The following is a 12,225-nucleotide window of genomic DNA, read 5'->3' as shown; positions in this document are numbered from 1 at the left end:
GCCAGCCACCATCAGATAAGATTCACGGCGTCCACCCGCAAAGGCGAACTCAGGTTCGCCTTTGTTGCGTCTGGGGCCCTGTAGCGCTCCTGCTCTGCGATCCATTGATCGAGGTCATCGATGTTTGAATTCGTCCGCAAGCACACCCGCATCCTGCAGTTCGTGCTGGTGCTGTTGATCTTCCCGTCGTTCGTGCTCTTCGGCATCCAGGGCTACAGCCGCTTCACCGAAGGCGGCAATGCGACGGTCGCGACCGTCGGCTCGCGCAAGATCACGCAGGCCGAACTCGATACGGCACATCGCCGCCAGGTCGACATGCTGCGGCAGCAGATGCCTGGCATCGACGTGAAGCTCTTCGACACGCCGCAGATGAAGCGCAACACGCTCGACACGATGGTGCGCGAGCAGGTCATGCTGGCCGCGGCCGAGAAGGCCGGCTACGTGGCGACCGACGATCGCTTGCTGCGCGAGTACATGACCGATCGCCAGTTCGACACCTTCCGTCGCCCCGACGGCAGCCTCAACGTCCAGGCGCTCGAGCAGGCGCTCAACGCGCAAGGCATCACCAAGCAGGGCTACGACCAGCTCAAGCGTGAAGAACTGATGATGCGGCAGGTGCAGGCGGGCCTGATGAGCACGGTGATCGCGCCGACCGCGGCGGTTTCGTCCGCGATGGATGCACTGTTCCAGCAGCGCGAAGTGCAGCTGCAGCGCTTCGACACCAAGGACTACCTCGCCAAGGTGAACCCGACCGATGCCGACCTCGAGGCCTACTACAAGGACCCGGCCCATAGCGCCGAATTCCAGACCGCCGAGAAGGCGGACATCGAGTACGTGGTGCTCGACCTCGAGAGCATCCAGAAGGGCATCAGCGTGCCCGAAGACGAGCTGAAGAAGTACTACACGCAGAACGAGAAGAGCTACACCACGGCCGAAGAACGCCGGGCGGCCCACATCCTTGTGAAGGACCGTGCCAAGGCCGATGCGCTGCTGGCCGAGCTGACCAAGGCGCCGGCTTCGTTCGCCGAGGTCGCACGCAAGAACTCGCAAGATTCGTCGACCGCCGACAAGGGCGGCGATGCAGACTTGTTCATCGCCCGCGGTGACACCGACAAGGCCTACGAAGAGGCGCTCTTCGCGCTGAAGAAGCCTGGCGACCTGAGCCCAGTGGTGCAGACGAAGGATGGCTTCTTCATCCTGCAACTCAAGGCCACGCGCGGCGGTGAAAAGCGCTCCTACGAAAGCGTGCGCGCCGACATCGAGCAGCTGCGCAAGAAGGAGCTGGCCCAGGGCGAATATGCGAAGGCCGCCGCCGAGTTCGGCAACATCGTCTACGAACAATCCGACAGCCTCAAGCCTGTGGTCGACAAGCTGAAGCTCGAGCTGCGCACGGCCAAGGGCGTGACCCGCATGCCCGCACCCGACGCTACGGGCCCGCTCGGCTCGAAGAAGCTGCTCGATGCCATCTTCAACGCCGAGACGCTGCGCAACAAGCGCAACACTGAAGCGGTGGAGACCGCGCCCAGCACGCTGGTGTCGGCCCGCATCGTCAACTATCAACCGACGACGACGCCTCCGCTGGCCGACGTGAAGGCCCGGGTGCGCGAGAAGGTGGCTGCTCAGCAGGCCGCAGCACTGGCACGCAAAGAGGGCGAAGCACGCCTGGCAGAGCTGCGCAAGGCTCCCGCCACCGACCTCGGCACGCCCGTGAAGACGGTTTCTCGGGCGCAGCAGTCGCAGGATCTGCCGCGCGGCGTGATCGATGCCGCGCTGAAGGCGCCCACCGTGCCCGCCGTGGAAGGCGTGTCGCTGGACGACGATGGCTACATCGTGGTGAAGGTCGCCAAGGTGCTGGGGCGTGACCGTTCCGTGGCCGATCCGGCCCGCGCGACCGGCTCCTATTCGCAGGCCTGGGCCAGCGCGGAAGCGAATGCGTATTACGCAGCGCTGAAGAGCCGATTCAAGGTCGCTGTGAACACGCCGGCGGCCTCTGCCGCCACGAAGTGACGTCGGGCGCCGCAGGCTCCGCTATACTTGCGGGCTCTGCGGTGGCTGTAGCTCAGTTGGTAGAGTCCCAGATTGTGATTCTGGTTGTCGTGGGTTCGAGTCCCATCAGCCACCCCACCCAGATGTGAAGAAACAGGCCTCCCTCGCGGAGGCCTTTTCGTTGGGCCCACGCTGACGTCTTCACGACTTCTCCGACAGCCTGCGGACGCACACGCGGCAGCAGATGCCCCCGGTCGGCAACTCGCGCCATTCCACCTCCCCGCCGAGCTGCTTGACGCGTTTGCGCACGCCGCCGAGACCCAGGCCGTGCGACCAGGCCTTCGGGTTGCGGCCGACACCGTTGTCGCTGACGCTCAGATCCACGCGGTCGCCTTCGAGCACGAAGTCGATGTCCACACGCCGCGCCTGCGAGTGCGAGATGACGTTGTTGACCAGCTCACGCATCACCCGCGTCAGCGCCGACCATTGCACCACCGAGAGCGAGATGTCACGGTCGGCGCTGAAGCTCCAACCGAGTGCGATGTGCGCGGCGGTGAGGCGCTGGGTCAGGTCGGCCTTCCACTCCGCCGCGGCATGCGATAGCGGGTGGCTCGGGGCGGCGAGGCCGCGGGTGAGCGTCTTCAGGTCCTGCAGCGTGTGCCGCACGTAGTCTTCCATCTCGGGCGACTGGGCTTTGTACATCAGCGTCAACAGGCGAGCGCCGATGTCGTCGTGCAGGTCTTGCGCAATTCGAAGCCGCTCTTCGTTGCGGCCCTGCTCAACGGCCTGATCGAAGGCCACAGCGCGCCGCAGCTGCTCGACCACGCGCTCCGCAAGGCGGGCGTCTTCGGTGGTGAAGAGGCGGCGGCCGTGGTGGGCGAAGCGGATGACGATGGTGCTGTGTTCGGTTGCATCGCCGTGTGGCAGCTCCGGAACGGGAATCAGGAGGGTCGAGCCCGCGTTGGCCACACGCGGAGCGGCGTAGCGTTTGTCGATCACGCCGGCCTCCAGCGGCTGGAACAGCTCCCGTGCCAGCTGCGTGAGGAGGCTCGAGGTGCGTTCCGGGTGCGCTTCGACCTCTCGCGCGATGCGATAGAGCTTCTCGAACATGCGCTCGGTCGTGATCACGTTTTGGTTGCGCAGCTGGTTCAGCAGCCACTGGCGTGCGCCGGAATAGAGGCCGAGCGAGAGGAAGAGGGCCAGCGTCAGCGATGCGAACTGGCCGAGCGAAAAGGCGGCGACGAAAAGCAGGTCGAGCGCCGTGGCGATGGTGCTGATCGCCGCGAGCAAGGAAAACTCGCGCATCACCTGCTGCGACTTCGACAGAAACGGCAGCAGCACCAGCAAGGAGCCCAGCAGCACCGACCACAGCGTAGGCCCGACCACCGCGATCTGCTGCTGCAGCAGCGGGTGCTGGGCGGACCAGGCGATCGCAAGCGTCAACGCGAGCCAGGCTGCCGTCGCCAGCGTCGCGAAGCGCCGTGTGACGATCGCGAAGGGGTGTGGTTCGATCGCGTGCGACCAGCTGAGCAGGGCGACGGTGGCCGCGCCGAGGAGCGCCACACTGGCCTGTACCCACCACCACGCCGCACTCAGCTGACCTTGGCTCAGCGCCCATGTGACCGCGGCAGTGCCGAGCCACACCAGCCAGCCGATGGCGCCCGCGGCGGGCAGCCGCCTCGGGTGCAGCGCCGCCGCATGCACGAGCGCCGCAGCGGCCAGCAAATCCAGCGCGCCGTGCGCCGGCATGTTCCACAGCGACATCGGCAGCGGAAGGCCGAGCGACACGCCGGACTCGATCGCGATCATCGCGAGATTGCCGGCCTGGCACAGCGTGGCAAGGGCGTAGAGCAGGTTGCGCAGCGTCGGCCTCGCGAGCGTCACCACCATCGCGACCAGGTACATCACGAGCGCCAGCCCGCACAGCAGCCAGAACATCGGGCTGAGTGCGCCGATGCCGCGCGGCTCGGGGTTGACGTCGACCGTCGTCCCATCGGCGAAGACCAGGGTTACCGTGCGTTGTTGAAGAGCCCGGGTGATGGCCTGTTGCGTGGACACGTGCCGGCTGCGTTGCGCGTCGTCGGTCAGCCACCGCGAGGCGCGCCGCAGCGCCAGATCGCCAAGTTCGGTGCGGCGCCCGTCGCTGGCCACCAGGGCCACCAGGGTCTCGCCCTCGTGGAGCTTGAGCGTGGGCAGCGTGCTTGAGGCGAGCTCCAGGCCGCCGCGATCCGAGGCGCGCCAACTCGCGTTCAGCTGGGGCATGTCGCCCAGCGTGCGGGCCAGCAGCAGCGTGGCGAGGCAACCGACCAGCGCGGCCACCACCAGCAGGCGCAGCCGCCATCCGATCCAGCGTGAAAGCGGCTCGGCGTCGAAGCTGCGGTCGATCAGTGCGGAGTCGAGGGTCGAGTTGTCGGCGCCCAAGGTCGAGGCGCCGGGCAGCGCGGAGTCAACCGAAGCGGACATGCCGGTCGTGTGCATCTGCGCGTCGCCGGGCAGGCGCCGTGGGCCTCAGACCAGCCCTTGTTTGCTCGCGAGCACTGCCGCTTCGGCGCGGCTCGACACATTGAGCTTCTTGTAGATCGACTTGATGTGGTCGTTGACGGTGAACCACTTGATGCCCATCAGGTTGGCGATTTCCTTGATGGTGAAGCCCTTGCTGAGGTAGGTCAGGACCTCGCTCTCGCGCGGCGTGAGGCGCTCGTGGTCGAGCGGCGCGCCGCGGCCGAGCGCCATTGGGCGGCTGCTCTGAAAGCCGGAGCCGCTGCCGAGCGCCGGTTCGGCTGCGCCGCCGGTGCCGCCGGGCCCCTGCCGGAAGTGACCCAGCAGGCGGCGCGCGATCGCGGGCGACAGAGGCGGCTGCCCGCGCACGATCTTCTGCAGCTCTTCCACCAGCACCTCGAAGCGGTCTTCCTTCAGCAGGTAGCCATCAGCGCCGCATTGCAGGGCCGGGAAAAGGTGGTCGTCGTCGGAATAGAGCGTGGTGACGATCTTGGTGGCCGGGTAGCGGGCCAGCTCGGCCAGCAGCTCCATGCCGTTGCCATCGGGCAGTTCGAGGTCGACGAGAACGAGCTTGAACGGGTCGGCCGGCATCTCGCCGCTCTTGGCATCGCGCAGGCCGACCTGGCGGCGCGCTGTTTCCAGGTCGCCGGCTTCGGTGATCGCGATGTCGTCGCTGAAGCTCTCGCGCACCACGCGGCAAAGAAAGCTGCGGGCGACCGGGTTGTCCTCAACGATCAGTACCTTGATGGCCATGCGTGCGGGGTGCCCTCATCGGAGGGCACTCACAAAGGGACACGCATCGTAGCGCACAGATCCTGGCGTGGCCTATCCCACACTCATCAATGAAGAGCATGGACCGCCGGCAGCGCACGCATACGGTGCGCCGCCGTTGCTGGTGTCACTCGTTGACGAGGACGAGCTTGCCGCGCACCTGACGGCTGCCCATGCGGGTGAACGCGTCTTTGAGGCCCGTCATCGGCAGGCGGGTGTCGATCACCGGCTTGATCTTGCCCTGCGCGTACCAGGCTGCCAGGTCGGCCAGCGCCTGCACGTGGTTCTTCGGCTCGCGGCGTGCGAACTCGCCCCAGAACACACCCACGATCGACGCGCCCTTGAGCAGCGTGAGGTTCAGCGGGATGGCGGGAATCGTGCCTTGCGCGAAGCCGATCACCAGATAGCGGCCACGCCAGCCGATCGAGCGGAACACCGGCTCGGCCAGGTCGCCGCCCACCGGGTCATAGACGATGTCGGGGCCCTTGCCGTCGGTGAGGGCCTTGATCTCGTCGCGGATGTTGGACTTCGCGTAGTTGATCGTCGCGTCGGCGCCCAGCTCCTTGCACAGCGCGCACTTCTCGTCGCTCGACGCTGCTGCGATCACCTTGGCGCCCGCGGCCTTCGCAATCTGGATCGCGGCCGTGCCCACGCCACCGGCAGCGCCCAGCACCAGCACGGTCTCGCCGGGCTTGAGTGCGCCGCGGTCCATCAGCGCGTGCCAGGTGGTGCCATAGGTGCAGAGGAATGCGGCGGCGTCGTCGAACGCGAAGCCCTTGGGCAGCGGCATCAGCAGCGAGGTCTTGGCGACCACGTGGGTGCCGAAGCCACCACCGCCACCGAAGGCCGCGACGGCGTCACCGACCTTGAAGTTGGTCACGCCTTCACCCACGGCTTCGATGACGCCGGCGTATTCGGAGCCCGGCACGAAGGGCGGCGTGGGCTTGGCCTGGTACTTGTTCTGGACGATCAGGAGGTCGGGGAAGTTAAGGCTGGCCGCCTTGATCGCGATGCGCACTTCGCCGGCTTTCGGTTCTGGCGTCGGGAGGTCTTTCCACTCCAGGGCTTCGGGGCCGATCGGGTTCTCGCAGAGCCATGCCTTCATCGTTGTCTCCATCCTGTGGTCAGTGGACCGAAGATGATAGACGGCACGCTCGCTCCGGCCCCGTCACGCAGGTGACGAGTCCCTACAATCGCCGCATGCGCATCCTCATTGCGAATGACGACGGTTACCTCGCACCGGGCCTGGCCGCTCTGGTGCGGGCTTGCGAGGGCCTCGGCGAGATCGACGTTGTGGCGCCCGAGCAGAACGCGAGCGGCACCTCCAACTCGCTCACGCTGAATCGCCCGCTCTCGGCGTACACGGCAGCGAATGGGTTCCGCTACTTCAACGGCACGCCCTCCGACTGCGTTCACGTCGCGCTCACGGGCCTGCTGCCGCACCGGCCCGACCTCGTGCTGTCGGGCATCAACAACGGCGCCAACATGGGCGACGACACGCTCTACTCGGGCACCGTCGCCGCGGCGATGGAAGGCTTTCTCTTCGGCATTCCCGCGATTGCGTTCTCGCAGGTGGAGAAGGGCTGGGCGCATGTGGACGAAGCGGCGCAGGTGGCCCGATCGATCGTCGAACACGTGCTCGCATCGCCACCCTCCGCGGCGCCGTGGCTCCTGAACGTGAACATCCCCAACCGCGCCGATGCGGCAAGCCTGCCACGCGAAGTCACGCGGCTGGGCCGGCGCCACGCGAGCCAGCCGGTGATCCGCCAGATCAACCCGCGCGGGGAACCCATCTACTGGATCGGCCCCGCCGGCGATGCACGCGATGCCGCCTCGGGCACCGATTTCCACGCCACGGCCAACGGCCGCATCTCGATCACGCCTTTGCAGGTGGACCTGACCGACCACGCTGGCCTGCCGGCATGGCGAGAGTGGATGTCGGCATGACGACCCCCGAGCGGCCACGCCCCAAATTTCCTCTGAAGCTCGACGGCCTGGTGGCGAGCGGCGGTGCCAGGAAGACAACGCTGCTGCGCCCGCAGGCACCGCTGCAGCAGGCGGCCGTGGATTCGGCACGCGCGGTGCGGCCTTCCGGGTTGGGCCTCGACTCGGGCGACGTGCGCCAGCGCATGGTGAGCCGCCTGCAGGCCGCAGGCCTGCGCCATGAACTCGTGATCGCCGCGCTCAACAAGGTGCAGCGCCACCTCTTCGTCGACACGGCGCTGGCCATCCAGGCCTACGAAGACACGAGCCTGCCGATCGGGCATGGGCAGACGATCTCCAAGCCGTCTGTCGTGGCGCGCATGATCGAGCTGCTCATGGCCGGGGCCAATGCGCGCGCGCGCCAATCGCTCGGGCAGACGCTCGAGATCGGCACGGGTTGCGGCTACCAGGCCGCGGTGCTGGCGCAGCTGTCGCGCCAGGTGATGAGTGTCGAGCGGCTGAAGCCGCTTCACGACAAGGCGCGCGAGCTGCTCGCGCCGCTGCGGCTCACGAACATCCGGCTGGTGTATGGTGACGGCATGCGCGGGCATGCACCGAATGCGCCTTACGACAGCATCATCTCGGCCGCCGGCGGCGAGGCGCTGCCCGATGCCTGGCTCGAGCAGCTCGCCGTGGGTGGGCGGCTGGTGGCCCCGGTGCACGATGCGGGCGGACGGCAGCAGGTGCTGGTCGTCGTGGACCGAACCGAAACCGGCTACGTGCGCTCTGTGCATGAAGCCGTGAACTTTGTGCCTCTGAAATCAGGAATGGATTGATGACGTTGACCTCGCGTCTCGTGCTGGGTTTTTCTGCCGTGGTGGTCATGGCGGGCTGTGCATCGCCGAACAAGTACCGCGCGCCGGTCGAAGACCGCTCGCTCTCCGCACGGCCAGGCGCGGTGGCTCCCGTCGCCACCGCGGCGTCGGCACCGGCCGCGCCGGAGCCGGCTGCATCCGCCGTGAAGCCGCTGCCCGGCAGCGAGAACGCGGGCAAGCCGGGCTTCTATTCGGTTAAGCCTGGCGACACGCTGATCCGCATCGGCCTGGAAACCGGCCAGAGCTGGAAAGACATCCTCAAGTGGAACAACCTCGAGAACCCCAACGTGATCGAGGTGGGGCAGGTGTTGCGCGTCGTGCCGCCGGGTGTCGACCCGAATGCCGTGGCCACGCGGCCGGTCACGCTGCCGAAACTGGAGTCGCGCCCGCTCGACGGGAAGGCGCCCCCGCCTTCGACGACTCCGGCTGCATCGACGCCGCCTGCGCCACCGCCCGTCGCACCCACCCCGCCGGTGGCCCGCGAGGGTGACGACAACGTCAACTGGCTGTGGCCGGCGAACGGCTCGGTCGTGGGCTCGTTCGACGAGTCGCGCACCAAGGGCATTGCGATCGCCGGCAAGGCGGGCGACCCGGTGGTTGCCGCGGCCGACGGCAAGGTCGTCTACGCCGGCTCCGGCCTGCGCGGCTACGGCAACCTTGTCATCATCAAGCACAACAACACCTACCTCACGGCCTACGCTCACAATCAGGCCCTGATGGTCAAGGAAGAACAAGCTGTCAAACGTGGACAGAAGATCGCCGAGATGGGTTCTTCCGATGCGGAGCGCGTGCAGCTGCACTTCGAGATCCGCAAGCAAGGCAAGCCCATCGACCCGGCGAGGCTCTTGCCGCCGCGCTGAGCGCACCCGACGAACCGCCCGGACCTGCACACGCGCACCATGAGCAAGAAGCGCCATACGGGGAACGGGTCTGCGGTCGAGCATCCGCCGGTGGGCGGCGTGCCGCCCACGCTGCAGTCGGTGCTGCAGACGAGCGTCGACGACCTCGAAGCCGACGAGCCGGCGCCGGCCGCTGCCGCCGAGATCACGGCGGGCGAGGGCGAGGTCGGCAACACCTTGCAGGCCTACCTGCGAGAGATCCGCCGGGCGCCGCTCTTCACGCCGCAAGAGGAATTCGAGACTGCGGTGCGCGCCCGTGCGGGCGACTTCGCGGCACGCCAGCAGATGATCGAGCGCAACCTGCGCCTGGTCGTGAGCATCGCGAAAAACTACCTCGGCCGTGGCCTGCCGATGACCGACCTCATCGAAGAGGGCAATCTCGGCTTGATGCATGCGATCGGCAAGTTCGAGCCGGAGCGCGGTTTTCGCTTCTCGACTTACTCGTCGTGGTGGATCCGCCAGAGCATCGAGCGCGCGATCATGCACCAGGCCCGCCTGGTGCGGCTTCCCGTGCACGTGGTGCGCGAACTCAACCAGGTGCTCAAGGCACGCCGTGCGCTCGAAGCCGCAACCGCCCATGCCGATGGCGAGCAGCAGGTGCGGGTCGAAGACATTGCATTGCGCATCGGCCGGCCCGTGCAGGAAGTGGCCGAACTCCTGAAGTTCGCCGAAACCCCTACCTCACTTGATGTGCCGCTCGACCGCGATGGCACGGAGTCGATGCTCGACAGCGTGGCCGACGACGGTGCGAGCGATCCGGTCAACCTGACGCTGCACAACGAGGTCGAGTTGCTGCTTCAGCATGGTCTGCAAGAGCTGAGCGAGCGTGAGCGCGAGGTGCTGGCGGGCCGATATGGCTTGCACGACCGCGAGCCCGAGACGCTGGAGGTGCTGGCCGAACGCCTGGGTCTCACGCGGGAGCGCATCCGCCAGATCCAGCAGGAGGCGCTGGTCAAGCTCAAGCGCCGCATGACGCGCAGCGGCGTCAGTCGCGATTCGCTGTTCTGACCACGCGGGTGAGCCGCGCCGGGCTGAGACAATCGGCCCCATGACAGCAGCAGACGAATGGCTCAAGGTCGAATCTCTCGACCTCGAGGCGCAGGGCGTGGCGCACAACGCCGAGGGCAAGGTGGTTTTCATCGATGGCGCGTTGCCAGGTGAAGAAGTGCGGGTGAGCGTGCAGCGCCGCAAGAACAACTGGGAGCAGGCGACCGTTGTCGACCTGCGCCGCGAGAGTTCGCAACGGGTGACGCCCGCGTGCCGTCACTTCGGCACCTGTGGAGGCTGCAAGATGCAGCACTTCCACGTGGGCGCGCAGGTGGCCACCAAGCAGCGGGCGCTCGAAGACGCGCTCTGGCACCTGGGCAAGGTGAAGGCCGAGCGTGTGCTGCGGCCGATCGAAGGCCCCGCCTGGGGCTACCGCTACCGGGCGCGACTGTCGGTGCGCCACGTGGTGAAGAAGGGCAAGGTGCTGGTGGGCTTCCACGAGCGCAAGTCGAGCTACGTGGCCGACATGGACAGCTGCGAGGTGCTGCCGCCGCATCTGAGTGCGCTGCTGGTGCCGTTGCGTGATCTCGTCGCCGGCATGGACCAGCGCGATCGCCTGCCGCAGATCGAAGTGGCCGTGGGAGACGAGGTGACGGCGCTCGTGCTACGCCACCTCGAGCCCATGACCGAAGGCGACCTGCAGCGCCTGCGCGACTTCGGCGCGACTCATGCCATTCAATGGTGGCTTCAGCCCAAGGGGCCCGACACGGTGCACCGCCTGGATGACACCGGCCCGCGTCTCGCCTACACCCTGCCTGAGTTCGGCATCACCATGCCGTTCAAGCCCACCGACTTCACGCAGGTCAACCACCAGATCAACCAGGTGCTCGTGGGGCAGGCGCTCATGCGGCTCGGTGCGCAGGCACACGAGCGCGTGATCGATTGGTTCTGCGGTCTTGGCAACTTCACCTTGCCGATCGCGACACAGGCGCGGGAGGTGCTCGGCATCGAGGGCAGCGAAGCGCTCGTTGCCCGCTCGCGCGAGAACGCGCTGGTCAACGGGCTGGCGGACAAGACGGAGTTCGTGGCGCGCAATCTCTTCGAGATCACGCCTCAGGAACTGGCGAGCTACGGCCACGCCGACAAGTGGCTGGTAGACCCGCCGCGTGAAGGCGCTTTCGCCCTCGCCAAGGCGCTCGCCGATCTGGCGGCCGACCCCGCGTTGGCACCCGACTACAAGGCTCCGTCACGCATCGTCTACGTGAGCTGCAACCCGGCCACGCTGGCGCGTGACGCCGGCTTGCTGGTGCATCAGGCGGGTTACCGTTGCGTGGCGGCTGGCGCGGTCAACATGTTCCCGCACACCGCGCATGTGGAAAGCATGGCGGTCTTCGAAAAGAACTGAAGCTAAAAAAGAAAAGGGGGCCCAAGGGCCCCCGCCTTTCGTCCCGCCGATAGGCGAGTTCCGATAGGCGTCAGTCGCGTTCGCCACCGAAGATGCCGAGCAAGCTCAGCAGGTGCACGAACACGTTGTAGACGTCGAGGTAGATGGCGAGCGTCGCGGTGACGTAATTCGTTTCGCCGCCGTCCACGATGCGCTTCAGGTCGTACAGCATGTAGGCCGAGAAGATCACGACCGCCAGCACGGAGACCGTCATCATCAGCGCCGGCATCTGCAGCCAGATGTTGGCGACGCTGGCGACGATCAGGCCGATGACGCCCACGAAGAGCCATTTGCCGAGGCCCGAGATGTCACGCTTCATCGTGCTGGCCAAGGTGGCCATGCCGAAGAAGACGAGGGCGGTACCGCCGAACGCCATCGTGATCAGCTGGCTGCCGTTGCGGAAGTTGCCGAGTACGGCGCCGATCATGCGCGACAGCATCAGCCCCATGAAGAAGGTGAAGGCGAGCAGCAGGATGACGCCGAGCCCCGAGTTCTTGGTCTTTTCGATGGCGAAGAAGAAGCCGAAGGCCACGCCCATGAACACCATGAAGCCGATGAAGGGGCGAGCGGCGAACCAGCTGAAACCCATCTGGAGGCCGACCCAGGAGCCCAGCACGGTGGGCACCAGCGAAAGCGCCAGCAGCCAGTAGGTGTTGCGCAGGACGCGGTTGCGCTGCTCAACGGACGGGACCGCATCGGTGAAACCGTAGGCGGCCTGCAGGTTGTCGTTCATGGAACCTCCTTGAAGAAGACGATCGAGTTCCGGTCGACGGAGTTGAGACCCGGACGCCAAAATTCTAGTTCCGCCGACCACCGGCAGCATTCACGAAAACGTGCACGC

General features: G+C 66.8%; 10 protein-coding genes and 1 tRNA gene. 7 read left to right on the top strand and 4 right to left on the bottom strand.

The annotated features are described in order from the left end of the window. Positions 1–120 precede the first annotated feature (120 nt). Positions 121–2,007 carry a SurA N-terminal domain-containing protein gene (locus RXV79_RS15700; protein ID WP_316698782.1) on the top strand — a complete coding sequence of 629 codons (1,887 nt, stop codon included), beginning with the start codon at positions 121–123 and terminating at the stop codon, positions 2,005–2,007. A gap of 41 nt (positions 2,008–2,048) precedes the next feature. After that, positions 2,049–2,124, top strand: a tRNA-His gene (locus RXV79_RS15695). Between the two features lie 63 nt (positions 2,125–2,187). On the opposite strand, the gene RXV79_RS15690 is transcribed toward RXV79_RS15695, so the two are convergent. From RXV79_RS15690 to RXV79_RS15680, 3 genes are all read right to left on the bottom strand, one after another. Then, on the bottom strand, positions 2,188–4,449 hold the full coding sequence (locus RXV79_RS15690) for a sensor histidine kinase (RefSeq protein WP_316698781.1): 2,262 nt from the start codon (positions 4,447–4,449) through the stop codon (positions 2,188–2,190). A 45-nt stretch (positions 4,450–4,494) separates the two neighbouring features. Beyond that, positions 4,495–5,238, bottom strand: coding sequence for a LuxR C-terminal-related transcriptional regulator (locus RXV79_RS15685; RefSeq protein WP_316698780.1), 744 nt, complete (start codon positions 5,236–5,238; stop codon positions 4,495–4,497). 145 nt (positions 5,239–5,383) lie between these two features. Next, positions 5,384–6,361 (bottom strand): NADPH:quinone oxidoreductase family protein, encoded by a 978-nt coding sequence (locus RXV79_RS15680; protein ID WP_316698778.1) that lies wholly within the window; start codon positions 6,359–6,361, stop codon positions 5,384–5,386. A gap of 95 nt (positions 6,362–6,456) precedes the next feature. On the opposite strand from RXV79_RS15680, the gene surE reads away from it, so the two are divergent. From surE to rlmD, 5 genes are read left to right on the top strand one after another with little or no spacing between them, the layout of a single operon-like run. Continuing rightward, positions 6,457–7,203 (top strand): 5'/3'-nucleotidase SurE, encoded by a 747-nt coding sequence (gene surE / locus RXV79_RS15675; RefSeq protein ID WP_296717616.1) that lies wholly within the window; start codon positions 6,457–6,459, stop codon positions 7,201–7,203. Next, on the top strand, positions 7,200–8,015 hold the full coding sequence (locus tag RXV79_RS15670) for a protein-L-isoaspartate(D-aspartate) O-methyltransferase (RefSeq protein WP_316698777.1): 816 nt from the start codon (positions 7,200–7,202) through the stop codon (positions 8,013–8,015). The genes surE and RXV79_RS15670 overlap by 4 nt, the downstream gene beginning before the upstream one ends. Further along, positions 8,015–8,914 (top strand): peptidoglycan DD-metalloendopeptidase family protein, encoded by a 900-nt coding sequence (locus RXV79_RS15665; RefSeq protein WP_316698776.1) that lies wholly within the window; start codon positions 8,015–8,017, stop codon positions 8,912–8,914. The genes RXV79_RS15670 and RXV79_RS15665 overlap by 1 nt, the downstream gene beginning before the upstream one ends. Before the next feature lie 39 nt (positions 8,915–8,953). Then, on the top strand, positions 8,954–9,961 hold the full coding sequence (gene rpoS / locus RXV79_RS15660; protein ID WP_316698774.1) for an RNA polymerase sigma factor RpoS: 1,008 nt from the start codon (positions 8,954–8,956) through the stop codon (positions 9,959–9,961). 40 nt (positions 9,962–10,001) lie between these two features. Then, positions 10,002–11,345, top strand: coding sequence for a 23S rRNA (uracil(1939)-C(5))-methyltransferase RlmD (gene rlmD / locus RXV79_RS15655; protein ID WP_316698773.1), 1,344 nt, complete (start codon positions 10,002–10,004; stop codon positions 11,343–11,345). Between the two features lie 70 nt (positions 11,346–11,415). Here rlmD and RXV79_RS15650 read toward each other — a convergent pair whose 3' ends face one another. After that, positions 11,416–12,117, bottom strand: coding sequence for a Bax inhibitor-1/YccA family protein (locus tag RXV79_RS15650; RefSeq protein WP_316698772.1), 702 nt, complete (start codon positions 12,115–12,117; stop codon positions 11,416–11,418). Between the last annotated feature and the right edge of the window lie 108 nt (positions 12,118–12,225).

It is taken from the genome of Piscinibacter gummiphilus, from assembly GCF_032681285.1.
GTDB lineage: Bacteria > Pseudomonadota > Gammaproteobacteria > Burkholderiales > Burkholderiaceae_C > Rhizobacter > Rhizobacter gummiphilus_A.
This window is presented reverse-complemented; position numbering and strand designations above follow the sequence as displayed.